Source organism: Candidatus Poribacteria bacterium (assembly GCA_021162805.1).
Classification (GTDB): Bacteria; Poribacteria; WGA-4E; order B28-G17; family B28-G17; genus JAGGXZ01.
This window is the reverse complement of sequence record JAGGXZ010000200.1, coordinates 46235-69691: the sequence shown is the minus strand read 5'-3', so window position 1 is coordinate 69691 and position 23457 is coordinate 46235. Positions and strand designations below refer to the sequence as shown.

Here is a 23457-nt window from a genome sequence, read left to right as displayed (position 1 = left end):
CCGGGAGATCAGTGAAAAAAGGTTGACAGCTTATCTCTCCTGTGCTATAATGAGCGGCAGTTTTAAATTCTCCGAGGAGGTTTGAGCGATGAGATCGATAGTGGTCATGGCCGTGTTGATGATAGTGGCGGCTCTGCCGGCAGCGTACTCCGCTCTCCCCGACTACATCGTCCTCTACTTTAACTTCGATGAGGGCGGTGGAAACAAGGCGGTTGATCTGTCCCAGTATGGCAACAACGGTGAGATAACAGGCAACCCCGAGTGGGTAGACGGCAAAAGTGGGAAAGCCATCCACCTGGACGGTTCCTCGGTGGTTATAACTGTACCCCCTTCTGACTCTCTAACATCACTGACCTCACCCTTGAGCGTGGGGGCGTGGATCAAACCCGTTTCCTTCCCTGTCGAATGGCAATGTCTCATCGAGATGGAAAGTAGCGCCGATGACAGGACGAACGGATGGAAGTTGGGTTTCCACAACCAAAATCCGGTCTTCACCACATACGGCCATAAGGATCACTTTGCTGACCAGATAACGCTCAATGAAAACGAATGGATCTACTTCGCTGTCGTCGCCGATGGAACGAACGTCAACTTCTACATTAACGGCGATCTGGCGCAGCAGGTTCCCTTCGAAGGAACGATCGACGTTACAAATTCCCCCGGCGTCAATATCGGAGCGGAGAAGGGACAGCCTGGAAATTGGTATTCTGATGTGATCTTGGATGAGTTGTGGGTTGCGAATAAGGCGTTAAGCGCTGATGAGGTCAAAACGCTGAGTGCACCTTCTGCGGCAGCAGTCAGACCTTCCGAGAAGCTGACGACCACTTGGGGTGAGATTAAAAAGTAGAACACCTTTTGGGGGCGGGTTTTGCCCCGCCCCCATCTCATGGGGAGGTGCGGAAGGATGAAAAGAGAGGTAATACCGCTTTTGATCCTCTTGATGATGACCTCGATTACGCTCGCCGCTCAAATACCCGATCATATCGTCCTCTATTTCAACTTCGACAAGGAAGGGGGCAACACAGTTACCGATAGATCGATATATCACAACGACGGCCAGATAAACGGCGATGTGGAATGGGTGGATGGCAAACACGGTGGGGCGATCAAACTCGACGGATCGAAGGCAGCTATAACTGTTCCCAACTCCGATCAGCTTAAGGAACTCAAGTCCCCAATGAGCGTGGGAATGTGGGTCCAACCATTGGCCTTTCCCGTCGAGTGGCAGTGCGTTATCGAGATGGAAGCGAGTGCTGGAGACAGAAGCAATGGATGGAAGGCAGGTTTCCACAACCAGAATCCGGTCTTCACCACATATGGCAATAAGGATCACTTCGCGGACCAGATAACGCTCAATGAAGAAGAATGGGTCTATCTAGTGATAACGACCGACGGGAAGAATGTCAACTTTTATGTTAACGGCGATCTAGCACAGCAGGTTCCTTTTGCAGGACCGATCGACGTCTCACAATCCCCCGGCGTCAATATCGGAGCAGAGGGGGGACAGCTTGGAAATTGGTATTGCCAGGTTATACTGGATGAGCTATGGATCTCGAATAAACTGATGAGCGAAGACGAGATAAAGGCGTTTATGGAACCGGAGCAACTCTTCCCCGTTCAGCCTGATGACAATCTCCCCATCACCTGGGGTGAGATTAAAGAGGGCGGGTGAAACTCTTTTTTTCGAATCGGAAGGGAGACCGCTGAAGTCTCCCTTCTCCTAAGCGGAATCATATACGGTCCTGCCTTTCAAGCCTGAGTCTGACCGATCTGGCGTGCCCGTCCAATCCCTCCACCTCAGCCAGCTTAATGATAGCCGGGGCGAGCTTTTTAAGGGCGGGCTCGGTGAACTGAATAAGGCTTGTCTTTTTGAGGAAATCGTCGACGCCGAGAGGTGAATAGAATCTCGCCGTACCCCCCGTCGGGAGAGTGTGATTCGGCCCCGCGATATAGTCCCCAACGGCCTCAGGTGAGTAAGGACCGAGTAACACTGCCCCGGCGTTTCTGACCTTCCCCAGCCATCTGAACGGCTCTTTAACCATTATCTCAAGATGCTCGGGGGCTATTTGAGCTGCCAGATCGAAAGCTCGATCGAGATTCTCAGTCACGAAGATCGCCCCGTATCTCTTAAGGGAATGAAGTACGATCTGGGATCTGTTGAGGTCTTGGGATCTCCTCTCCAGCTCTCCCCTTACCTTCTGGGCCAGCCTGATGCTATCCGTTATCAATACGGCGGAGGAGTCATCCATATGTTCAGCCTGAGATAACAGATCGGCGGCGACGAAGGAGGGATCAGCGGCCTCATCCGCTATCACGAGGATCTCGCTTGGGCCTGCGATCATGTCTATATCTACGACTCCGAAGAGCTCTCTTTTCGCCAGTTGGACATAGATATTGCCTGGACCGACGATCTTATCCACCCGTTTGATACTCCTTGTCCCAAAAGCCATAGCAGCCACCGCCTGGGCGCCGCCGATCTTGTAAAGTTCATCGACCTCACACTCCTTCGCCGCTATCAGCATGTAGGGATTAATCCTGCCATTTCGCATCGGCGGTGTACAGACGACGATCTCCTTAACTCCGGCTACCTTGGCCGGAATAACGCACATGATAAGCGATGAGACCAGAAGCTGTGAGAAAGCCGGAACATGGATCCCGACCCTTCGTATAGGCTGAACGATCTGTCCCAAAATCACGCCGTTCTCCTCAGAGGCAAACCAGGAATTTCGCGTCTGTCTCTCGTGAAAGGAGCGAATTCGATCTATTGCCAGCCTGACGGATTTGACGAACTCCTCGTCCTCCACCATATATGCCATCTCATACTCCTCGTCCTTGACCCTGATCTGATCGATATCGAAGGCGGGAGCGTCGAACCTTCGGGTGTATTCGACGACAGCGTCATCGCCTGATTCGCGAACATCGCTGATTATCCCTCTGACCACGGATAAGACCTCATCATCGTGAAATCTCCCCCTGGATAAAAGGGATTCTAGCCTTTGGACTGCTTCGGGGGAGCCATCGATCAATATAGGTACCATCAATACTCCTCTTGCCTCGTTAATTAACTGGAACCGGCACGTGCGCTTATAATTTACAATACCTAGGGCCTTTTGTCAAATTCGCCAAGGCGGTCAACGATTACCGCCATCACTAGTTGAATGGAAAGGGCTGGAGATGTTCATGTCGGGCGATCGACTATTGGACGACAGCACAATGGGATATGGGAAGTGGGAAGCGAGCCAAAACGGAACCGCTCCCGCCATCCCGAATCACTCGCCCTCACCTGTGCTATCCTTTACTTCGGCTACTCCTCAGGAGCCGGTGCCTCGGGGATACCCTTCTGGGATATAGTCGGTAAAACGGTTCCCCCGACCAGACGGGGCAGATTCATGGGATTGAGGGGGTTCTTCAGCGGGATTCTGAGCTTCGCCTCAGGGTTTTATATCCGATATATGCTCGGCGAAAACGGTCCGTCTTTCCCGAACAACTACGCTTTGATCTACTCCACAGCGCCCTTCTTTCTTCTACTTTTCTCCTCCTGTTTCTTCGCCGTTCCGGAGCCGGTGGGCCCGATCGAAAGGAGGAAGGCGAGCTTCAGGGAGCACCTGATAAATGGGATCGGGATATTCAGGAAGGATAGGAACTACAGGCTGCTCTTCCTAAATAAGAGTGCTGGGGTCCCTGGCTTACATAGGCGGGGTTGTGTTTATACCCTATGCGATCAAAGTGCTGGGATTGCCCGAATCAGTTGTTGGGACCTTCATGGTCATATCGACCTGTTTTTCCCTGCCCTCCAATTTCCTATGGAGCCACATAGGCGATAGATACGGCAACAAGTTGTTACTGCTCATCACCACCGGTATCTCTCTGATGATCCCTCTCATAGCCATAGTCTCCTACTATCTGCCGCCGATAGGGGTAGAGGTACCCATTTTGGGTTCAACCTTTAACCTGAGAGGGATCGTCTTTATGGGCGCCTTTGCTCTAGGAGGGCTGGTTATGACAGGCAAGTTCATGGGGGACTCAAATTATCTGCTCGAGATAGCACCTGAGGAGCAAAGGCCATCTGTATCTAGCGTCTATGAGCGTAATGCTATCACCGACATCGGCCATTCCGCTTTTCAGCGGGATGATCGCTGAACTTATCTCATTCCAGGCCACCTTCGCCCTTTCCTTCCTCTTCGGATTAACCTCGTATCTTCTTATGTTCAAGCTGGAGGAGCCGAGGAGATTCAACTGATGCTTAAAGCGATTCGGCTCTTTTCTTGATCCCGAACGCCATCCGCCTCAGGTAACTTTCGGCTATGGAATCGAGAGAGAAAAGCCGCTTTATCCCTCCGGCTAACCCTCCCACATCGCCGCTGAACTTTATCGTCAGCAGGTGCGATCCCTCATCGATCGGATAGAAGGTATCACATCCCCTCAGATATCTGAATTCCCCTTCGCCCTGAGCCTGATACCACTCGCTCACTATCAAAGGTTTGGGTTCGAGAGGCAAAAAACGATTGAGAACACGAAGGATAAACCTCTTATCGCTCACCGGCTTCGGCAGATCCATCTGGAGCAATATACGATAGCCGTAGACCTCGTTGCCGCTAGAGTCATAACTCTTGTATAGGCTCCCGGGAAGGATCGTCCCGGCCCTCTCCTTCAGAACGGTCTCCCTTCCGTTTCTCCTGATCTTCAGCTCGATCTCCTTTCTTCCATATCCGAAATTATCCCGACTGTAATCCAAAGCCGCCTGGAGCCCTGCCTTCAGAGGTGCATTGATCGGGAGAGCGATCAGATAGATATCCCCATATCCCCTGACCTTCAGCTTCTCCTGAAAATACTGATATCCCGCTTTTCCGTCGGTCTTTTTCCTCAAAGAGGACCAATCTTCCGGATCATATATCGCGTGGCGTTTTATCACCCACTCAGGCAGCGTATTGCCTTCCCGTTGGAACCTATCAGATACCAGCTCGGGTTTGATGATATCCGGCTTACCCTTATAATCGAGGACGGGAAACCTCAACCCGATGGAGCTCAGGCAGACCAGGGATAGGAGAACTGCCGTTCTCAGAGCCATTGTATCTCCTCCGGATCATCCGGCGAAGTGTCATCTCTTCTCAATTCCCCTGAACAGCACGGGCAACAGCAGGTCTATAGCATGTTCGAGTTCGATGATATCCTGCTCGACCATCCAGGGGAACTCAAGCCCCTTCAAGGCGAAGACCAACACCACCGCCGTCAACTTGGTGTCGGAGATCTCAAACACGCCTTGCCTGACTCCCTCCTCGAGTATCGATCGCATCGTCTCTATCTCCCAGTCGGTCAACCGCTGTCTTTCACGCTCCACGAAGCCGTAATGCTCCAAATACTCAGAGGTGAAGGTTTCATAATAATTGGCCATTTTCCTGAGAACCGTCGATCTGGTCCAGATATATGCCCGGATCTTATCCTGCGGCGATTTGGCCTTTGAGAGGCTCTCCTCCGCCTTCCTCTTGAATATCTCGAACTCCATTCTGATGACCGCCCGGAAGATATCCTCTTTGCTTCTGAAGTAATAGTAGAGCGAGGCCTTCCCCATGCCACATGTGGAGGCGATGTCGCCCATCGTGGTCTTCTTCATACCATATCTTGCGAAAAGCTCTCTCGCCCTCTCGATTATAAAACGCTTTCTCTCCTCCCTGTTCATTCCTAACCTTTCGACTAAATCGGTTTTTCAGTCGGTTATATTATACCAGATTTCAAAAGCGATGGACAAGCGGGGCTTAAAATCAATCGGAAAGATCAACGGTGAAACGCACTTCAATGTATGCTCCCGAATTCTGAGCAGGCGCAAGGGTCTACTTCTGCTCCGGTGATCCTCGGACAAGGGCAAGCCATGTACGTCACTCCTCTTCTGAAAGCTTAAATGGGACGGCGCGAATCGTCCCATCCTCCTCACGGATGAGCTCCTCAATTCGCATCTCAGCCCTCTCCAAAATGGAGGAACAGAGCCTGGACATCCTTATCCCCTCCTCGAAGAGCTCCAAGGCTTTATCCAGAGGGAGCTCGTCCGACTCAAGCATCTCGACTATCTCCTCAAGCCTTTTAAGGGCATCCTCGAATTTGATCTCCTTTTCCACCTTATCCATCTTTCCTCTCCAAAACCTCACATCTCAGCTTGCCCTTGAAGGGCCTCACGATGATCTGATCGCCCACATCAACTTGGGCCGCATCGGATATGATCCGGCCGGAGACCTCCTGACAGATGCTATATCCCCTTCTGAGCACGGCCAGTGGGCTCAAAGCTTCCAGGCGGGATACCAGGCCCTGAAAGGAGCTTCTTCCCTCCATCAGCCTTGAAAGGACGGCGTGATAGGCCCTTTGAGCGAGCAAGTTCAATCTTCCCTCAAGCTCCCCAAGCCTCCTTTCGGGTGAATTTCTCCGAAGCCTCTCAGATCTGACCGCCACCTCACCTCTCATTGATGATATCCTTCCCCGCATCAGCTCCATCGCCCTGTAGTACAGCTCGTCGATCCTCTGCTCCATCTCATATAGCTCCTCCAGCTTTCTCCGAGGCGAGACCCTCTCGGAGAGGCGATCCAGTTTCTCCCTTTTCGGCCGGATCTGGGACCTTATGGCCGCTATCATCCTCGATGTGAGTTGTTCAATGCCGCCGTTCAGATCCTGAACGCTGGGGACAGCCATCTCGGCGGCCGCCGATGGCGTAGGCGCCCTGAGATCGGCAACGAGATCGGATATGGTGAAGTCTATCTCGTGGCCCACCGCCGATATGACGGGGATTCTGGAGCGGAAGATGCTTCTGGCGACTATCTCCTCGTTGAAGGCCCACAGATCCTCTATCGATCCACCTCCCCTGCCGACTATCAGGAGGTCCACATTTCCAAGCCGGTTGAACCCGTCTATCGCCTCGGCGATCTCCCTGGCGGCGTTTTCGCCCTGGACGGTAACGGGATACAGCAGGATGTGGACGAGAGGATAGCGGCGGCTTATCACCTTTATGATGTCCCTTATCGCCGCCCCGGTGGCTGAGGTGACGACACCTATCCTTTCGGGGAATTTCGGTATGGGTTTTTTATGTCTTTCGTCGAAGAGACCCTCAGCGGCGAGTTTTCTTTTGAGCTGTTCGAGTGCCATCTGTAGGGCGCCAAAGCCCGCCGGCTCGATCCTGTCGCCGAGTATCTGATAATTCCCGCCTTTCTCATAGACGGTGAGCCTTCCGTGCAGCAGAACCTTCATCCCATCCTTTGGCCTGAAGGGCAGGCGTAACGAGAGCGGCTTAAAGATAACACACTGTATCTGCGACGACTCGTCCTTGAGCGTGAAATAGATGTGTCCGGAGTAGGGTTGGCGGAAATTGGAAACCTCTCCCTCGATCCAAACCTCGCCGATGGCGGAGATGATCTCCTTGATAGCCCTCGTAACCTCTGAGACGGTGTAGACCGTTCGTCCGATCACCCTCTCCCCCCTATGGAGGTCACTTCAGCGGGATCTGCATTCGGGAGATACGGATCGCCTTGCCGGTATTCTCATCGACGTCGATCTCCACCGCTGAGAGCCTGACATCGCCCTTTGCCACGTCGAATTTGACCGGCATCATGGTGGTGAATCTCCTAAGGACGGCATCCTTCTTCACGCCGATAACGGAATCGTGTGGCCCGGTCATGCCCACATCCGTTATGTAGGCCGTTCCGCCGGGGAGTATGGCTTCATCCGCCGTCTGGACGTGGGTGTGGGTTCCGATGACCGCCGTGACCCTTCCGTCCAGATACCACCCCATAGCGATCTTCTCCGATGTGGCCTCGGCATGGAAATCCAAGATCACCGTCTTCACCCCGTCTTCCAGGTTTTCCAGCAGAGAATCCATCATCCTGAACGGATTTTCGGTCGGCTCCATGAAGATCCTGCCGAGGAGGTTTATCAGACAGACCCTGATCCCCGATTCGGTTTGGAATATCCCCCATCCCCTGCCCGGGGTTCCCTCCGGATAATTCGCCGGTCTGAGCAGGCGAGGCTCCTTCTCGATGTAATTGTAGATCTCCTTTTTGCTCCAGATGTGATTTCCCGTGGTTATGGCGTGAACTCCGTAGGAGAAGATCTCCTCGGCCAGCGGAGGGGTTATGCCGAAACCACCGGCGGCGTTCTCACCGTTTGCGATCACGAGGTCATATCCCGATTTTATCTCCGGTAGGATCTCCCTCAGCGCTCTCCTTCCGGGCCTACCGACGATATCGCCTATGAAAAGCAATCTCATCTGGCGTACTCCACGGCTCTCGTCTCCCTGATGACCGTCACCTGCACCTGACCGGGAAATTCGAGTTCGGATTTGACCTTCTGGGCGATCTGTTTAGCCAGATCATGTATTCCGGCGTCGTCTATCTTATCTTCCTGCACGATCACCCTTATCTCCCTTCCGGCTTGGATCGCGTAGGATTTTTCAACGCCGTAGAAGGACTCGGCTATCCTTTCGAGCTTCTCGAGCCTTTTGATGTAGGCCTCGAGAGAATCCCTCCTGGCTCCAGGTCTAGCGGCTGAGAGCTTATCGGCCACCTGGATTATAACCGCCAGCAGGCTCTGTGGGGGTACCTCGTCGTGATGTGCCTCGACCGCGTGGACGACCGCCGGAGGCTCGCCGTATCTCTGAGCCAGTGAGGCGCTGATCTGCGCGTGGGTTCCCTCTATCTCCCTATCAACCGCCTTGCCTATGTCGTGGATCAGACCGGCGCGTCGGGCGAGTTTGTCGTTCTCCCCCAGCTCAGAGGCGATCACCCCCGCCAGGAAGGCCACTTCCTTGGAGTGCTGGAGCACGTTCTGTCCATAGCTGGTCCTGTATTTCAGTCTGCCGATCAGCCTTATCAGCTCCGGATGCAACCCATGGATTCCGAGTTCCATCACGGCGCGTTCGCCCTCCTCCCTGATGATGTTCTCAACATCCACCCTCGCCCTGGCGACCGCCTGCTCTATCCGGCTGGGATGGATCCTTCCATCAGCTATGAGCCTTTCGAGGGCGATCCTGGCTATCTCACGCCTTATGGGATCAAACCCGGAGATGAGGATGGCGTCGGGCGTATCATCGACTATGAACTCGACGCCCGTCGCGGCCTCCAACGCCTGTATGTTTCTCCCCTGGCGGCCTATAATCCTGCCCTTCAGGTCGTCGTTCGGCAGAGGGACGACCGTTATAGCGGTCTCGGCGACGTGATCGGCGGCATATCGCTCCATGGCGTAACACAGGATCTCCTTCGCCCTTTTCTCGGCGTTCTGACGGGCCTCCTCCTCTATCTGCCTGATCGTCTCCATGGCGTCTCTGCGCGCATCCTCGATCATACTCTCCATTAAGATCCTCTTGGCCTCCTCGGGAGATAAGCCGGATATCTCCGACAGGATCCTGCGGTGTTGTTCCTCCAAAGTTCGGATCTCATTTTCCCTCTGTCTTAACTCCCTGTTTTTAGCTCCGAGTCTTCTCGCCTGTTTTATCAGTCTCTTTTCCTTTCTTTCGAGCTCGCCCCATCTTAGGTCAAGTTTCTCCTCTCTAGCTGTTAGCCTCTGCTCCATTCTCTGGATCTCGGCCCGTTGAGCCTTCATCTCCTGCTCCAACTCCATTTGTCTCCTGTAGGCTTCCTCCTTGGCCTGAACGGCGATCTCCTTTTTTATGGTTTCAGCGCTCCTCAGCGCCTCATCTATTATCTGACGCGCTCGCCTATGAGCGTCATCCATACGCCTCTTGGAGATGAACTGATGGACGAAATAACCTGCGATGACGCCGGCGAGGAGAAAGATGAGATAGTAAATCGCAACTGTTATCTTAACACACCCCCTTCTGCGTATATCCCTGTGAGGTTCGATACTATTTTAGCATAATCTGAGATTCAATTGCAACAGCATATCCCAAAAGAGCGATCCTGGAACATCGCTTGAGCGAGGTTTCTAAATGTTGTATACTCCTCCGCGATCCGCCATACGGCGGGGAGACTAACCTTGGAGGAACTATCGTCATGTGGATCGCTAAACCATACCAGACAAAACCCAAGATCTTAGAATGGGCTAGAAAATTCCCCGATATCGTCTCGCTCACATATGTGAGAACCTACACGGGCATGAGAACGTATGCCATAACTGTCACCGATAGGAGAGAGGATGATTCGTCCAAGCTGAGGCATCTCTTCTCACAGCCGCATGCCCATGAACCGGCGACCACCGCCGGCATGATGAACTTCCTCTCACAGATCATCGAAGGGGTCGACCTGGATGGCAGGAGGACCGACCTCGACAGGGAGACCCTGCTTGGAAAGATGATCCTCACTTTCATCCCCGACGGCAACCCGGATGGGCGATCTCGGGCTCCCGTCGATTGGTGGGATGGAAGCTCATACTCGAACGAGGAGTTCCTGAAGATCGCCTTCGGTATATGTGAAGACGGAGACAGATGCAGCAGGGTCGGCAGATGGAGCCTGGATGAACGTCGGCCTAATTTCATAGGGATCGTATATGAGCAGATAAACGATAAAGAGTTCGTCGAGCCCAACAGGGATCTGGAATCATCGTTCTCGAAGCTCGTCATGAAAACGGTGGAGGAGATCGGCTGTCATCAGTATCTCGCCCTACATCAGACGGAATTCGAGAGATCGAGGCATAACGCCATGATCATATTGCCCTTTAACTTCAATGATCTGCCTGAGGACATCAGGGGATATAACAGGAGATGGGCAAGGGCGATCATAGAGGCATGGCGATCTATAGGGGCTGATCCGATCCCCGATCCCAAACCGCTGGGATACGGCGAGGATCAAATCCGATACTTCAGGAAATGCTGGGGGGAGCTTTACCACAGGATACCGTGCCTCACAGTTGAGGTTCAGAACAACAACCTCAGAACTCCGCCTCACATGCAGATGAGATTGATTGAGGTAGCGATCAGAGCGAGCATACAATTCCTTCTGAGCTCTAGCTCCATTGAACCTGTCTGATTCCGCTTCTTCTCGAAAGCTCATCCACTAGCTCCTGACCGGTGTATCTTCTGCGTTTGAAACGCACGTCTAAGGTGATGGTCACCATGTTGCTCTGGATGTCATCCTCTATCTCATATCCCTTCACCGTCAGATCGTGCTGTCGGCATATCTCGATGATCTCCCCCAGCAATCCCTCCTTTCGATCGGCCCTCACCTTAACGGTGGCGTACCAATCCTGGCGTATATAATTCTCCGTTTTCCTGAGCAGGAAGAGGGTTGCCAGTGCGAATATGGTTGCTTCGCAGGAGAGACGATATAGGCCGAGGCCTATCACGATTCCCAATCCGGCTGTAAACCAGATGGAAGCGGCCGTGGTCAATCCTCGTAACGCCTTTCCGGATCGGACGATCACCCCCGCCCCTAAAAAACCGATACCGGTTACGATTCCGGCGGCGATTCGCCCGGGGTCTATCCGGACCACGTTGTTGCTGGTCAAATTGGCAAATCCGGGATACAGCTTTGTGGAGGCCAGGGTGATTATGGTGGCGCCGAGGCAAACTAGAATATGGGTCCGGAACCCGGCCGCTCGACCGTGTAGTTCCCGCTCCAGGCCGACTGATCCGCCCAGAAGTATCGATAGAAGTATTCGCCCTAACATCTCATCGGTTATCAGATCAAGTAGATGTCTCATCCTTTATCATCTCCCCCAGCTTCATAGTTACAGCCTCAAGGGCATATTTGGGCTCCCCTTCCGGAAACCGATCGAGAGCGGAGATGGCGACCGATAGAAGCCTTCTGATCATCTCATGACATCGCTCTACCACGCCATAGTTTCTGGCAAGACGGATCACCCAGTGCAGATCCTCCCCGGATAGATCCCCCCGCAGCTTTTTCATGAGTTCCTTCCGATCCTCCTCGTCGCATATCTCCCTGAGATATATTATCGGGGCGGTAAACCTCCGCTGAAGCAGGTCATTATGAACCTCCTTACCGAGACTCAGATCCGTGCCTATCAGGTCTCTCACGTCATCGACTATTTGGAACGCCATCCCGAAGTGCAGGCCGTATATACGAGCGGATCTGTGCAGATGCTTCGCCCCCGATATCATCGTTCCAAGCATACAGGAGCTCTCCATAAGCGAGGCGGTCTTCATCGATATGAAATCCAGATATCTATCCAGGGTAAGATCTATTTCACCGCAGGCCCATGTCTGCATTATCTCCCCCTCACACATCCGCCTGAGGCAACGCGTGATCAGTCTCATCTGAGCTCGGGACGCGCTTTTGGCCGCCAGGTTCATCGCTCGAGCTAACAGGTAGTCGCCTTCCAAGAGCGCTATACGCGTGTTCCATCTGAAATTTACGGTCGGTTTCCCCCTCCTTATGGTTGACCCATCCACTATATCGTCATGGACGAGTGAGGCCACATGGATCAGCTCGACCGTTGCGGCGAGATCTATCATCCTGCTCTCCTCCTGCGGATCGAGCTCCCGTTGAGCCGTTCCTCTCGTCCACAGAATCAGCAACGATGGTCTCAGCCGCTTGCCGCCTTCGATAGCTCCGAGCGAGATTCGAGAGATCAGGTCGAACTCGCTACGTACCGTTTCCTTCAATCTTTCATCCACCCTCTTGAGATCATCAAGGATAAGGTTAATCATCCCTCTGCCCCGTCCTTTCCGTTGAATTGTATTATCCCATATCGATTCGAGTTTTTCAATATGTCGGGGCCGCCTCGGTTTCCGGGGTGTAGGAAATCCCCTTGATACCATCCTGAAAGCGTAGTATAATTTGGATGCCGTGATTAACTTGAGAAAAGGAGGATATGCCATGGCGAAGTTAGGCTACGATGATACCCCGTTTTTGCCCGGATCGAAATATCGGGTACATGATTCCAACCGTCCTCAACCTCGCATCGTCACGCCGGGCGAGAAGTTGGGCGATCCGCCCTCTGATGCCATCATCCTCTTCGATGGCACCGATCTATCCAACTGGGTAAGCAGCAGGGACGGCGGACCGGCTCGGTGGAAGGTTGAAAACGGATATATGGAGGTCGTCGCCGGCACGGGCGATATCCAGACGAAGGAGCATTTCGGCGACTGTCAGCTGCACATCGAGTGGATGGCCCCGGCGGAAGTCAAGGGCGAGGGACAAGGGCGAGGCAACAGCGGCGTGTTCATGATGGGGCTTTATGAGATACAGGTTCTGGACTGCTATGAGAACCCCACCTATGCCGATGGCACTACAGCCGCTATCTACGGTCAGTTTCCACCTCTGGTGAACGCTTGCCGCAGACCGGGCCAATGGCAGACGTATGACATCATCTGGGAAGCGCCTTGCTTTGAGGGCGACAAGCTGATACGCCCGGCATACGTGACCGTTTTACATAACGGCATTGTCGTCCATAATCATGTTGAGCTTCTTGGCCCGACGGGGCATAGGACCTTACCGCAGTATAGACCTCACCCGCCCGTCGGACCGCTCAGACTCCAAGATCACGGCAACCCCGTGCGGTTTCGAAACATCTGGTATCGTGTGCTGAAAGGCTACGACGAGGGATGAGCTGGGATATCAAACCGGCTCGATCTCGAGCGCATCGCCCTCGATGGTGAGCTCGATCACCGTGGCGATCGAATCACGATCGACCTCGGCCATTTGAACCATGATGCCCTCGTCAGTTTGCCGAACATCCGCTTCACCGGCCGTTCGAGTCCGGGCGGAGATGATCTCGCGATCGATCGGCGGCAGATACAACGGTTCTTCATCCGGCCATTCCATGATGAAGAGGTATATCCTGTCGCCTTTACACGTCGAGACACCCCACCCTCCGGGCTTGAACGGTCCACCTCGTGTGCCGTAGACTCCATCGCCGTATCGCTTGAGCCAATCCCCCATCTCCCTAAGCCGCTGTGCCTGACGCGGTTCTATGCGGCCGTCGGGCATTGGGCCCACGTTGAACAGGAAGTTGCCGTCGCCTCCGACCACGTGTAACAGCGTTCGGATGCACTGCTCCAGCGATTTTATCTCGTCGTTCGGCTTCCAGGACCACTGCCGACCGAGGGTCATGCAGGTTTCCCAGGGCCTTTCCCTATTGAACTCGCCGACTTTCTGTTCAGGCGTTACGAAGTCACCGTATCCGCAGCCGATCCGATTGTTGATCAGCAGGTCCGGTTGAATACCCTTTAGATAACGGTATAGCTCTCTCGCATAATCGGGTTCCTTCCACCCTCCATCGAACCAGAGCACCCCCAAAGGGCCGTATTTATCGATAAGCTCTCGAGTCTGGTTTTTCACGTACTCGAAATACCGCGGCATGTTGGGATTGGGCTTCTCAGTGCGTCCTCCCGGACTGCCCTTCGGATAATCCGGATGCCACCAATCTGGGATCGAATAGTAAACGCAGAACATCACACCCTGGCGCCTGCACGCCTCACTCAGCTCTGCAAGCACATCGCGGCCAAAGGGCGTGGCCATGATATTATAATCGGTATATCTGGAATCCCAAAGGCAGAAACCGTCATGATGTTTGGAGGTGATCACCAGATATTTCATCCCGGCCGTTTTAGCCAGTGAAACCCACTCATCCGCGTTGAATCGGGTGGGATTGAATTGTTTATACAGTTGGTCATACTCCTCCTGGGGCACCTGAGCGCCGCGGGACCATCCGATCTCAGTGCCCTTAAGGCTGACCGGTCCCCAGTGGATGAACATACCGAAGCGCATCTGGCGCCATCTGTCCAATGATTCGGCTGACGTATCCATCGTAATCTCCCTTCGATTAACCCCCGAGTTTCTCCCAAGGATACATGTCTATGATCGTCGATCTCATATAGTTGCCCTTCGAGATGGCCTTCCGCAGACCTTGGGCACATCGTGGTATCGATAGACGCCCGACCATTTGAAGGCCACATCCAGCGTTCCGGTCGCCTCATCGTATCTCACGGGCATGGGATGCCTCCTCGGTCGAGACGAGCACCCCGAGCTGAATCGGCCTAACAGGCGGACGGAAGGTTGAAGGGAGGATATCCTTTATCGGTTGCCCTGTTTCCCTAGCCAGTATCTGAGCGATCAATCTGCGGCAGGTTTTCCCCTGACATAGACCCATTCCCGCCCTTGTCCTCCTCTTTATCTCATCGATCGTCCTAGCACCCTCTTTGATCGCCTCCAGGATCTCGCTTAACGACACCTCCTCGCACCTACAGATGAGCAGATCCCTTCCGGTCATCAGCATGCCTCCGAGTCGTTTTGGTTAGGAGCGGAAGGAATCAACCATGAAGGCGGGCAAGGGGCGCCGAAGCGCCCCCTTCGTTTTTTACGCCACGCCTAGAAGCTCTTTGGCTTTGTCCACGGCGCTGGCGGCATCTCTAGCGTATCCATCAGCGCCTATCTCGTCGGCATAAGCCTGTGTGACGGGTGCTCCACCTATCAGGATCTTCACTTTATCCCTCAGCCCTGCCTCCTTAAGTGCATCGATCGTAACCTTCATCGAGGGCATGGTGGTGGTCAGCAAGGCGGACATGGCAACTATCTGAACCTCCTGGTCGGAGACGGCCTGGATGAACTTCTCGGGTCCGACATCTATCCCGAGGTCTATCACCTGGAACCCACCGCCTTCAAGCATCATGGCGACGAGGTTCTTACCGATATCATGGAGATCGCCCTTAACCGTTCCGATGGCGACCTTACCGACAGGCTCGACCCCTGACTCCGAAAGCAGAGGTCTGAGGATCTCTATAGCGGACTTCATGGCTCTGGCAGCGATGAGGACCTCGGGGACGTAGAACTCGTTGTTTTTGAATTTCTCGCCTACAACCGACATCCCCTTGATCAGCCCCTTGTTGAGGACCTCGGCCGGGGAGAGCCCTTCATCCAGAGCCTGCTTTGTTATCTGCTCTGCCTCTTCCTTTCTGCCGTTTATGATCGCCTCGGCCAAGGCGTTCAGATCGGCCATTATTTGCCTCCTCCTTTAGAGTTTATCGAGAAGCTGGGCAAGCCTATCTTTAACTATATCCTTCTTCTCCTTCTGATATGCTTCGTATAGCTTATACTCGCCATCGTTATCGATCCCCTTTGCGACTTCGGGGGTTTCGAGGATCTCGACGATCCTCAGTCTCACATCCCACTCCTTTTCCTTTGGCAGCATATCGATAAGTTCGCCGGCTATTGAAGGGCCATATCCCTTCAGGGCCTCAGCGGCGGCATTCTGAACGTCATCTGATAGATCGGATGAAAGGATCTTTATCAGCTTGTCCTTAAGGGATTTCGGCGGTTTCCTGTCAAGCATCTTGATGATGTTAGCCCTGACGACGGGATCTTCGTCGTTCAGTTTCCTGGCAACCACCTTTTCGGGAACGTGATTGATCAGGGAAAGGGCATGAGAGGCGATTCTCCTCACCTCGACGTGCGGATCATCCAGAGCTTTAAGTATCTGATCGGCATACTCCTTCTTTCCCATCCTGTACAGGGCGATGACGGACTCTATCTTAACCACGGGATCGGTTGCGGTGGCGCATTTCTCAAGCGTCGACGAGGCGTTCGAATCCCCTATCTCGCCGAGCACCTCCACGAGGTCCCTCTCAGCATCGGGAGGAAGGTCAGATCTGTTCAAAGCCGCGCATAAAGCGTTAGATGCGGGATTGCCTATCCTGACGAGAGCCTCCTTTAAGAACGGCATCAGGTCGGGATACCTGGATCTGTTGTGGCCATCCGTCAGAAAATCGATTATCGGCTCAATTGACAGATCACCATACTCCACAAGCAGATCGATCGCATCGGTCATCAATCTGTTTCGACCTGAGGCCACCTTCAACAGCGCCTTCATCCCGTCTTCGCCCATAGACCGGAGCTTCTCGAAGGTTTCCTTCTCCTTCCTCTCGAACTCCTGCACCTTACCTGCCACCTTCGCTGCGGAGGTATCCTTAGCCCTTCGATACGCTATCACGAGGTAGGCATAGACGAGAGGGTTGTTCGGCTCCTCCTTCTGCGCCTTTTCGAGATAATCGATCGATTGGAACGCTTTCCCGCCGATCAACATATCACTGCCGTATTCGAAGTTGGTCACTTTCCTGCCCCTTTGACGTTCACATCCGACCGCAAACACTGCCAGCAGGATTGTGATGATAATCGACACAGCTACATATCTCCTCGTCATCGCTATCCCCTTGAAAGCTTGTTGCTTTATCCCTTAGAGATTGATTTTAGTTTACTAGATATGTGAAGCGATGTCAAGAACTGAATCGATCATCGATATATTCACCGGACACCCTTCAATCCTCCCCATAGGACAGCGAGTTTATCCTTAGACGACACGTCCAGTTTGAGCTCATTCGGCTGGGGGGCACGGGAGTAGATCCGAAATTCATCCATAGCGCCGACGAAATAATCCCCTGCCAAGCCGAAAGCGGTGTCGCCGGGGCTCATGTTCCCTATCGCCCCCGACTGCCCGTGAGACCCTAATTCATCCCATTTCGTCTTATCTTCCCCCACGAGCTTCCCATCGAGCCAGAGCGACATCTTCCCGTGGTCGTAGATCGCCGCCAATTCATGCCAGTCCCTTGTGTCGTCGAACGGCACGGATATGATCACCGGTGGCGGATGATTCGCGTCGCAGCAGACGGTGGCGAACTCAAGCTTCCCGTCCATTATCCTGACACAGAAACCGGTCCAAGCGCCTCCCTCGTCATATATGACATGTTGTCCTTTCACCTCATCGGCCTTAAAGAAGCATCGGATTGAGAGAGCCGGGTCCGGGGCTTTCATGATGGGAAAGGTCATATCGATCGCCGTCGCCCCATCAAATTGCCATGCCCTTTCCTCGACACCATCTATCAGCTTCGGCTTGCCCTTGACGGTGCCATCACGACCGTTACCGGATTTATCCTTCGCCTCCAGCGTCTCGAAGTCATAATACACATCCAATCCCTTCTCCTGAGCCAAAGCCGGAAGCGATATAACGAGGGAGAGGATCAAACTCGCAATCCCCCTGCCTTTTAGCACCTAAATCACCCCCCTATTTCGGTGAGATGCTGAAATAGCGGATGTGCGATTACGCTCCTCTCCTATGATCTTACCGCACATCTCAAGCACATCGCCCGCGATCAATCCCCTCTGGGAGACCTTCCCTTCCGACAGAAGTCTATCGGCGGCGAGACCGTGATAGAAGACCGCCACTAAAGCGGCGTCGGTAGGGCTTATGCCTTGGGCGATCAAGCCGGATATCAATCCCGTCAGCACATCCCCCATACCTGCTGTCGCCATTCCTGAGTTCCCTGTCGAATTGATGTAAACCCTTCCATCGGGCGAGGCGATAACGGTAGGAGCTCCTTTCAGTGTGAGCGTCAGACCATATTTAACGGCGAAGCTCCTGGCACTTTCCACCCTATCGCTCTCTATCTCCCGAACCGACTTCCCTGTGAGACGGCTCATCTCACCCGGATGGGGAGTCAAGACGACATCAGGTCCGAGCCTTTTCAGCGTTTCGGGGAACTGAGCTATTGCGTTGAGGCCATCGGCGTCGATTACCATGGGTTTGTCCGACTCGAAGCAGAGCTTGCACACCAGTTCGGCGGTTTCCCGGTCCCTCGACAGCCCTGGTCCAACAGCCAGGACGGTTGCCCTCGGCATGAAATCCAGAATCTCATCCATGGCTTTAACTGAAAGCGTTCTATTTGGGGTTTCGGGCAGGGGAAGGGTCATAACCTCGGTGAGTTTAACCTCCATGACCTCGTTAAGGCTCTGCGGTATACCCAGAGTCACCATCCCGGCTCCGACCCGAAGGGCAGCCATCGAGGTCAAAGCCGCAGCCCCCGTCAACCCAACCGATCCGGCTATCACCAAAACATGCCCGAAGGTGCCTTTATGGCCGCTCGGGGATCTGCGGGGTAAAAGGGAGAGAGCCATCTCCTCGGTGATCAGCTCGGTTTTGACGTTCTGCGATTCAATCGCCATTTTCGGGAAACCGATATCAGCAACCCTCACCTCACCGCAGTAATCTGCCCCCGGATACAGCAGAAGCCCCCTTTTGGGAAGCGCCATCGTAACGGTGAAGTCGGCCCGCACACACGGACCTTCCACCGCTCCCGTGTCTGCGTTTAGGCCGGAGGGCAGATCCACCGCCACTCTGACGGCACGGAGTCGGTTCATCCGTTCCACAACCTCACCTGTCAATCCCCTGATAGCCCCTTTAAGCCCCGTGCCGAAGATAGCGTCCACCACGATATCGATCTCGTCCATATCCCCCCAGATCTCGTCGAGTTTCTCCGGCGAGTCGATCGTTTCGATCGGCACCCCTACCTTGCGAGCGATTTCCAAATTTAACCCGGCGTTTCCCGAGAAGGATTCCGGGGGAGCCAGAAGGTAAACGGAGACCCTGTAGCCGTGATCGTGCAGGTACCTGGCGACGACGAGGCCATCTCCGCCGTTGTTGCCCTTACCGACGAAGATAGCCACCTTGAAACCCCCCGGTGGGAAACCCTCCGTAAGCTCGCGGATCAGGTTGAAGACGGACATCCCGGCGTTCTCCATCAGCACGGCGCCCAGTATGCCTATTTCCTCTATAACCCTTCTGTCTATCTCTCTCATCTCCTGAGCGGTCACGACCTTCATCTTTCCCCTCCGGATCTACCTGTTGACCAATATCACCCCTCCGGAGCCCACGGCCCAGACGGTTCCATCTTTTGAGATGCAAACCCCGCGGAGATCATTTTGCACAACAGCGGGCTCCGTGAGCCATGTCACGCCCCCGTCGATGGTGTGGAGTATAGTGCCTTTATCGCCCACAGCCCATCCCTCTTTGGCGTTTTTGAAGGCCACATCGTAGAGGTTGACCTTCGTGCCGCTGACCTGATCGTTCCAGGAACTTCCGCCGTCCGCGGTGTGAAGGATGGCGCCGTTGACCCCCACGGCCCAACCCGTATTCTGATCGACGAAGAACATCCCTCTGATCTGATCGCCGATGAAGGTCGGTTTCCAGTTGGCTCCGGCATCCGTCGTCTTGATTATGACGCTCTGTCCGGCCGCCCACCCGACCGTGGGGGAGATGAAGAAGGTCGCGTAGAGGTTGTTGAAAACCATCATCGATGTTCTGGAGACCCAGGTTTGACCTCCGTCCTCCGTGTATAGGATCTTTCCCACCTCGCCGACAGTACAACCGTTTTGTGGGGTCGGGAAATGGATACTATAGAGGCCCAGTCCGAGTATGGTTCCGTCCGCCTTTATCCTTCGCGTCCTTCTGCCGAACTCATCCCTGGGGTTATTGACGCTGCTCCAGGTTTCCCCTCCATCTTTGGTCTCGATGAGCGTTCCGTTGCTGCCGACGGCCCATCCCTTTTTCCCATCGACGAAGAATATGTCGAACAGATCGAAGGCCGTGTTGCTGGACTGTGATTTCCAGGTTTTCCCTCCATCGGATGTGTGGTATATGGATCCGGCCACGCCGGCAGCCCATCCCTCCTTGTCGTTGACGAAACAGATCGATGTCAGATCGCTGCTGGAGGAGACGACATCCCAGGTTTTACCGCCATCGAGGCTATGGAGCAGGGTGCCGTTAACGCCGCCCGCCCAGGCCTCGGTCTCGCTTACGAACTGAACCGCCGTTAATCTGTTGAAGGTGGGCCTGGGTTTCAATGGGGTCCATGTCTCGCCTCCATCATCCGTTCTGAGTATCACGCCGAACTCCGCGACGGCAAGTCCGAGATCCGGATTGATAAAGTGTACATCCCATATCGGTTCGGGCATTCCGTTCGTATTTGGCACGTGGCTTTCCTGCTCCTTCCAGGTTTTACCGTCGTTCATGCGGACTATGGCGCCGTTTCCCCCCACCGCCCATCCGGTGGTTCCGTTCAGGATGAACATCCCGTCAAGGGGCGACGCGGTGGGTGAGGGACGGAACTTCCACGTTTTGCCGCCATCCGTCGTTTGAAGTATCGTCCCGCCGGCGCCGACCGCCCAACCTGTTGTGGGAGATACGAACTGTATATTCGTCAACTCGTAGTTCGTGCCCGTCTCCTGTTTCTCCCACGATTTGCCGCCGTTCGATGTATGCATTATGGTACCGCCATCGCCACATATCCAGCCGTTTTCCTCGTCGACGAACCAAACCCCTGAAAGGGTGGTTACAGTTCCACTGCTCATCGGAAGCCATGTCCTGCCGCCGTCCGTCGTGTAGACCATATATCCGTTTTCACCTACTATCCACCCTCTATTCCGATCGATGAAATGTATATCATGCAGTTCTTTATTCGTGGCTATTTTGGAGGAACTCCAGGTTTTCCCTCCATCGGTCGTATACCTCACCTCACCTTGGGCGAGGAGGATCCAGCCGTGAGTTTGGTCGATGAACTGGATATCGGCCACATCACCCTGCATTCCGCTCTCCCTAGCCACGCTCCACTTGGCCTGGGCATTCGCTATGAGAAGCGTTGCCGCGAGCATAACGGTCAATCCCAAAGCTATCCCTCTCCTCATCTGATCAAACCTCCCTAAGATTCAAATTTTAATTCCCTCCTCAACTCAAGCTTACCACAAACTTCCCGATCGGTCAAGAGGATCTGATTTGGAAGAACGGGAAGTTGCTTAAATGGAGGAGATCAGGTAAAATAAAGTTGAGGCGATTCCGGCGAGAAGAGGTCTGAAAGCGGGATGGATGGTAGAAGACCAAAAGGTATAGGATTGCTTTCCGGCGGTCTGGATAGCATATTGGCCTTCAAGGTGCTGCAGGAGCAGGATATAGACCTGATAGCCGTTACCTTCGTGACCCCTTTTTTCGGTCCTGAAAAGGCGGTTCGCGCCGCTGAAAAGCTCGGCGTTCCTATCAAGGTAATGGACATAACGGAGGAACATCTGGAGATCGTTAAGGCCCCCAAATATGGCTATGGCAGTCAGATGAATCCTTGTATAGATTGTCACGGCTTGATGTTCCGAATCGCTGGGGGAATAATGGAGGAGGAAGGGGCGGATTTTCTCTTCTCCGGTGAGGTGCTCAACGAGAGGCCGATGTCCCAAAACAGGGGAGCCCTAAGGGCTGTGGAGAAGCTCTCCGGATACGAGGGGTATATCCTCCGCCCACTCAGCGCTAAGCTCTTGCCTGAGACCATACCGGAGCGGGAGGGAAAGGTGAACAGGGAGATGTTGCTCGATCTACACGGCAGATCACGCAGAAGACAGATGGAGCTGGCGGAAAAATATGGGATAGAGGAATATCCATCACCGGCGGGGGGGTGTAGGCTCACTGAGCCGGGATTTTCAGCTAGGATGAGAGATCTGATCCAAAACGAGGATGAGCTGAGGGTGAGGGACATTGAGCTTCTGAAGGTGGGAAGACATTTCAGGATAGCCCACGGGATTAAGGCGATTGTGGGGAGAAACAAAACTGAAAATCAGAGGCTCCTCCAGATGGCCGAAAGGTCGCAAGACGTGATCATCTATGTATCGGGCTTCAAGGGTCCCCTAACCCTCGTGCCCCGAGGGCTGAAAGCGGATAGAAAACACTTGGTAACAGCCGCCCGAATATGTATTCGTTACAGCGATGCACCGCCCTCAGAGGAGGTGGAGGTGATTCTAAGCCGAATCGGGGGAAAGGAGACGATGAAAGCCCGATCGGCTGACGAGGAGCTTCTCTCTTCCTTAAGGATAGCTCCTAACTGATATCACAGGCATCGAGCAGTTCTGGGACATATCTCTCCCATCCCATCGCCATTATATGTATCCCCTGACACATCGGCTTCAGCTCTCTGATGAGCTGGGCCATGAGCTCGATGCTCTTTTTGGCCCTCTCCTTTCTCGGCACCTCCGCCAGGGATTTGATTATGGAATCCGGCACGAAAACCCCTGGTACGTTCTCGTTCATATATCTGGCCATGGCAGGGGACTTTATGATAACGATCCCCGCTAGCACCGGAACGTTGAACTTAGAGGCCTGATCCATGAATCTCTCGAACGTTTTAGGGTCATAGACTGCCTGTGTCTGGAAGAACTGGGCCCCGGCCTCTATCTTCTTTTCCATCTTTATGATCTGAGGCTCAAGCGGATCGGCTCCGGGCGTGACGGTTGCTCCCGGGAATATATCACTTGGCGCTCCGTCCAGCTCTTCACCTGCCAAGTCTCTGCCCTCCTTTAGAGAGGAGATAGCCATGAGAAGGCTGACCGAATCCAGATCGAAGACGGGCTTAGATTGTGGATGATCGCCGAGCGTGGTATGATCTCCCGTAAGCGCTAGGACGTTCCGAATGCCGAGCACATACGCGCTGAGGATATCGGATTGAAGCGCCAATCGGTTCCTATCACGGCACGTCACCTGGAAGATCGGCTCATAACCTTCTTGGACCAACTTCGCGCACAGCCCCAGCGATCCCAGACGCATCACGGAGCTCTGGTTGTCGGTGACGTTGACGGCGACGACGCGACCCTTCAGATACGAAGCCTCCTTCAAAGCGGTCTCCAGATTCACCCCCTTAGGAGGGCCGATCTCCCCTGTGACCACGAATTTCCCCCGTTGCAAGCTCTCCTGTAACCTAGTCATCGTCAA

24 protein-coding genes are annotated in these 23457 nt (G+C 53.9%); 6 read left to right on the top strand and 18 right to left on the bottom strand.

Features of this window, described 5'->3' with window-relative positions:
- The first annotated feature begins 88 nt into the window (after positions 1 to 88).
- Positions 89 to 847 carry a LamG domain-containing protein gene (locus J7M22_16585; protein MCD6508221.1) on the top strand — a complete coding sequence of 253 codons (759 nt, stop codon included), beginning with the start codon at positions 89 to 91 and terminating at the stop codon, positions 845 to 847.
- Positions 848 to 904: 57 nt separating this feature from the next.
- Positions 905 to 1672: a LamG domain-containing protein gene (locus J7M22_16580; GenBank protein MCD6508220.1), complete on the top strand. Its 768-nt coding sequence runs from the start codon at positions 905 to 907 to the stop codon at positions 1670 to 1672.
- Positions 1673 to 1730: 58 nt separating this feature from the next.
- Here J7M22_16580 and hisD read toward each other — a convergent pair whose 3' ends face one another.
- Complete coding sequence (gene hisD / locus J7M22_16575) at positions 1731 to 3038, bottom strand: histidinol dehydrogenase (protein MCD6508219.1); 1308 nt, start codon at positions 3036 to 3038, stop codon at positions 1731 to 1733.
- Between the two features lie 664 nt (positions 3039 to 3702).
- On the opposite strand from hisD, the gene J7M22_16570 reads away from it, so the two are divergent.
- Positions 3703 to 4140 (top strand): hypothetical protein, encoded by a 438-nt coding sequence (locus tag J7M22_16570; GenBank protein ID MCD6508218.1) that lies wholly within the window; start codon positions 3703 to 3705, stop codon positions 4138 to 4140.
- A 103-nt stretch (positions 4141 to 4243) separates the two neighbouring features.
- On the opposite strand, the gene J7M22_16565 is transcribed toward J7M22_16570, so the two are convergent.
- The 6 genes from J7M22_16565 to rny all read right to left on the bottom strand — a co-directional run bounded on the left by J7M22_16565 (position 4244) and on the right by rny (position 9816).
- On the bottom strand, positions 4244 to 5068 hold the full coding sequence (locus J7M22_16565) for a hypothetical protein (protein MCD6508217.1): 825 nt from the start codon (positions 5066 to 5068) through the stop codon (positions 4244 to 4246).
- Positions 5069 to 5098: 30 nt separating this feature from the next.
- Positions 5099 to 5677: a TetR/AcrR family transcriptional regulator gene (locus tag J7M22_16560; protein ID MCD6508216.1), complete on the bottom strand. Its 579-nt coding sequence runs from the start codon at positions 5675 to 5677 to the stop codon at positions 5099 to 5101.
- 196 nt (positions 5678 to 5873) lie between these two features.
- Positions 5874 to 6119 (bottom strand): exodeoxyribonuclease VII small subunit, encoded by a 246-nt coding sequence (gene xseB, locus J7M22_16555; protein MCD6508215.1) that lies wholly within the window; start codon positions 6117 to 6119, stop codon positions 5874 to 5876.
- Positions 6112 to 7446 (bottom strand): exodeoxyribonuclease VII large subunit, encoded by a 1335-nt coding sequence (gene xseA / locus J7M22_16550; GenBank protein ID MCD6508214.1) that lies wholly within the window; start codon positions 7444 to 7446, stop codon positions 6112 to 6114. The genes xseB and xseA overlap by 8 nt, the downstream gene beginning before the upstream one ends.
- Positions 7447 to 7465: 19 nt before the next feature.
- Entirely contained in the window at positions 7466 to 8242 is a 777-nt protein-coding gene (locus tag J7M22_16545; GenBank protein MCD6508213.1) for a TIGR00282 family metallophosphoesterase, read from the bottom strand.
- On the bottom strand, positions 8239 to 9816 hold the full coding sequence (gene rny, locus J7M22_16540) for a ribonuclease Y (GenBank protein ID MCD6508212.1): 1578 nt from the start codon (positions 9814 to 9816) through the stop codon (positions 8239 to 8241). Before rny ends, J7M22_16545 begins: the two co-directional genes overlap by 4 nt.
- A 167-nt stretch (positions 9817 to 9983) precedes the next feature.
- Between rny and J7M22_16535 the strand changes: the two genes are divergently transcribed.
- Positions 9984 to 10955: a hypothetical protein gene (locus J7M22_16535; GenBank protein MCD6508211.1), complete on the top strand. Its 972-nt coding sequence runs from the start codon at positions 9984 to 9986 to the stop codon at positions 10953 to 10955.
- On the opposite strand, the gene J7M22_16530 is transcribed toward J7M22_16535, so the two are convergent.
- Positions 10933 to 11628 (bottom strand): MgtC/SapB family protein, encoded by a 696-nt coding sequence (locus tag J7M22_16530; protein ID MCD6508210.1) that lies wholly within the window; start codon positions 11626 to 11628, stop codon positions 10933 to 10935. The genes J7M22_16535 and J7M22_16530 overlap by 23 nt on opposite strands.
- Positions 11612 to 12595, bottom strand: a complete 984-nt coding sequence (locus J7M22_16525) for a polyprenyl synthetase family protein (GenBank protein ID MCD6508209.1) — start codon at positions 12593 to 12595, stop codon at positions 11612 to 11614. Before J7M22_16525 ends, J7M22_16530 begins: the two co-directional genes overlap by 17 nt.
- Before the next feature lie 169 nt (positions 12596 to 12764).
- Here J7M22_16525 and J7M22_16520 point away from each other — a divergent pair, with 169 nt between their 5' ends.
- Positions 12765 to 13496, top strand: a complete 732-nt coding sequence (locus tag J7M22_16520; GenBank protein ID MCD6508208.1) for a DUF1080 domain-containing protein — start codon at positions 12765 to 12767, stop codon at positions 13494 to 13496.
- 9 nt (positions 13497 to 13505) lie between these two features.
- Here J7M22_16520 and J7M22_16515 read toward each other — a convergent pair whose 3' ends face one another.
- The 8 genes from J7M22_16515 to J7M22_16480 form a co-directional block, all read right to left on the bottom strand.
- Positions 13506 to 14696, bottom strand: a complete 1191-nt coding sequence (locus J7M22_16515) for an alpha-L-fucosidase (protein MCD6508207.1) — start codon at positions 14694 to 14696, stop codon at positions 13506 to 13508.
- 63 nt (positions 14697 to 14759) lie between these two features.
- The gene (locus J7M22_16510) at positions 14760 to 14882 is read right to left on the bottom strand and encodes a KTSC domain-containing protein (GenBank protein ID MCD6508206.1); all 123 of its coding nucleotides are present in this window, start codon (positions 14880 to 14882) and stop codon (positions 14760 to 14762) included.
- Positions 14863 to 15159: a (2Fe-2S)-binding protein gene (locus J7M22_16505; protein MCD6508205.1), complete on the bottom strand. Its 297-nt coding sequence runs from the start codon at positions 15157 to 15159 to the stop codon at positions 14863 to 14865. The genes J7M22_16510 and J7M22_16505 overlap by 20 nt, the downstream gene beginning before the upstream one ends.
- A gap of 87 nt (positions 15160 to 15246) precedes the next feature.
- Complete coding sequence (locus tag J7M22_16500) at positions 15247 to 15885, bottom strand: corrinoid protein (protein ID MCD6508204.1); 639 nt, start codon at positions 15883 to 15885, stop codon at positions 15247 to 15249.
- A gap of 15 nt (positions 15886 to 15900) precedes the next feature.
- A complete protein-coding gene (locus tag J7M22_16495; GenBank protein ID MCD6508203.1) occupies positions 15901 to 17085 on the bottom strand; it encodes a HEAT repeat domain-containing protein in 1185 nt (394 codons plus the stop codon).
- Between the two features lie 101 nt (positions 17086 to 17186).
- Complete coding sequence (locus tag J7M22_16490; GenBank protein MCD6508202.1) at positions 17187 to 17930, bottom strand: LamG domain-containing protein; 744 nt, start codon at positions 17928 to 17930, stop codon at positions 17187 to 17189.
- On the bottom strand, positions 17931 to 19538 hold the full coding sequence (locus tag J7M22_16485; protein ID MCD6508201.1) for an NAD(P)H-hydrate dehydratase: 1608 nt from the start codon (positions 19536 to 19538) through the stop codon (positions 17931 to 17933). It lies immediately after the preceding gene.
- Positions 19539 to 19553: 15 nt separating this feature from the next.
- Positions 19554 to 21398 carry a hypothetical protein gene (locus J7M22_16480; GenBank protein MCD6508200.1) on the bottom strand — a complete coding sequence of 615 codons (1845 nt, stop codon included), beginning with the start codon at positions 21396 to 21398 and terminating at the stop codon, positions 19554 to 19556.
- 174 nt (positions 21399 to 21572) lie between these two features.
- Here J7M22_16480 and J7M22_16475 point away from each other — a divergent pair, with 174 nt between their 5' ends.
- Positions 21573 to 22577 (top strand): tRNA 4-thiouridine(8) synthase ThiI, encoded by a 1005-nt coding sequence (locus J7M22_16475; GenBank protein ID MCD6508199.1) that lies wholly within the window; start codon positions 21573 to 21575, stop codon positions 22575 to 22577.
- Here the strand turns inward: J7M22_16475 and J7M22_16470 are convergent.
- The gene (locus tag J7M22_16470; GenBank protein MCD6508198.1) at positions 22570 to 23451 is read right to left on the bottom strand and encodes a methylenetetrahydrofolate reductase; all 882 of its coding nucleotides are present in this window, start codon (positions 23449 to 23451) and stop codon (positions 22570 to 22572) included. The genes J7M22_16475 and J7M22_16470 overlap by 8 nt on opposite strands.
- Positions 23452 to 23457 lie beyond the last annotated feature (6 nt).

Excerpts from the sequence above, each read along its gene's own strand:
- J7M22_16585 (MCD6508221.1), top strand. The coding sequence starts at position 89 with ATGAGATCGATAGTGGTCATGGCCGTGTTGATGATAGTGGCGGCTCTG.
- J7M22_16580 (MCD6508220.1), top strand. The coding sequence starts at position 905 with ATGAAAAGAGAGGTAATACCGCTTTTGATCCTCTTGATGATGACCTCG.
- hisD (MCD6508219.1), bottom strand. The coding sequence starts at position 3,038 with ATGGTACCTATATTGATCGATGGCTCCCCCGAAGCAGTCCAAAGGCTA.
- J7M22_16565 (MCD6508217.1), bottom strand. The coding sequence starts at position 5,068 with ATGGCTCTGAGAACGGCAGTTCTCCTATCCCTGGTCTGCCTGAGCTCC.
- J7M22_16560 (MCD6508216.1), bottom strand. The coding sequence starts at position 5,677 with ATGAACAGGGAGGAGAGAAAGCGTTTTATAATCGAGAGGGCGAGAGAG.
- xseB (MCD6508215.1), bottom strand. The coding sequence starts at position 6,119 with ATGGATAAGGTGGAAAAGGAGATCAAATTCGAGGATGCCCTTAAAAGG.
- J7M22_16545 (MCD6508213.1), bottom strand. The coding sequence starts at position 8,242 with ATGAGATTGCTTTTCATAGGCGATATCGTCGGTAGGCCCGGAAGGAGA.
- J7M22_16535 (MCD6508211.1), top strand. The coding sequence starts at position 9,984 with ATGTGGATCGCTAAACCATACCAGACAAAACCCAAGATCTTAGAATGG.
- J7M22_16530 (MCD6508210.1), bottom strand. The coding sequence starts at position 11,628 with ATGAGACATCTACTTGATCTGATAACCGATGAGATGTTAGGGCGAATA.
- J7M22_16525 (MCD6508209.1), bottom strand. The coding sequence starts at position 12,595 with ATGATTAACCTTATCCTTGATGATCTCAAGAGGGTGGATGAAAGATTG.
- J7M22_16520 (MCD6508208.1), top strand. The coding sequence starts at position 12,765 with ATGGCGAAGTTAGGCTACGATGATACCCCGTTTTTGCCCGGATCGAAA.
- J7M22_16515 (MCD6508207.1), bottom strand. The coding sequence starts at position 14,696 with ATGGATACGTCAGCCGAATCATTGGACAGATGGCGCCAGATGCGCTTC.
- J7M22_16510 (MCD6508206.1), bottom strand. The coding sequence starts at position 14,882 with ATGCCCGTGAGATACGATGAGGCGACCGGAACGCTGGATGTGGCCTTC.
- J7M22_16505 (MCD6508205.1), bottom strand. The coding sequence starts at position 15,159 with ATGACCGGAAGGGATCTGCTCATCTGTAGGTGCGAGGAGGTGTCGTTA.
- J7M22_16500 (MCD6508204.1), bottom strand. The coding sequence starts at position 15,885 with ATGGCCGATCTGAACGCCTTGGCCGAGGCGATCATAAACGGCAGAAAG.
- J7M22_16495 (MCD6508203.1), bottom strand. The coding sequence starts at position 17,085 with ATGACGAGGAGATATGTAGCTGTGTCGATTATCATCACAATCCTGCTG.
- J7M22_16485 (MCD6508201.1), bottom strand. The coding sequence starts at position 19,538 with ATGAAGGTCGTGACCGCTCAGGAGATGAGAGAGATAGACAGAAGGGTT.
- J7M22_16480 (MCD6508200.1), bottom strand. The coding sequence starts at position 21,398 with ATGAGGAGAGGGATAGCTTTGGGATTGACCGTTATGCTCGCGGCAACG.
- J7M22_16475 (MCD6508199.1), top strand. The coding sequence starts at position 21,573 with ATGGATGGTAGAAGACCAAAAGGTATAGGATTGCTTTCCGGCGGTCTG.
- J7M22_16470 (MCD6508198.1), bottom strand. The coding sequence starts at position 23,451 with ATGACTAGGTTACAGGAGAGCTTGCAACGGGGGAAATTCGTGGTCACA.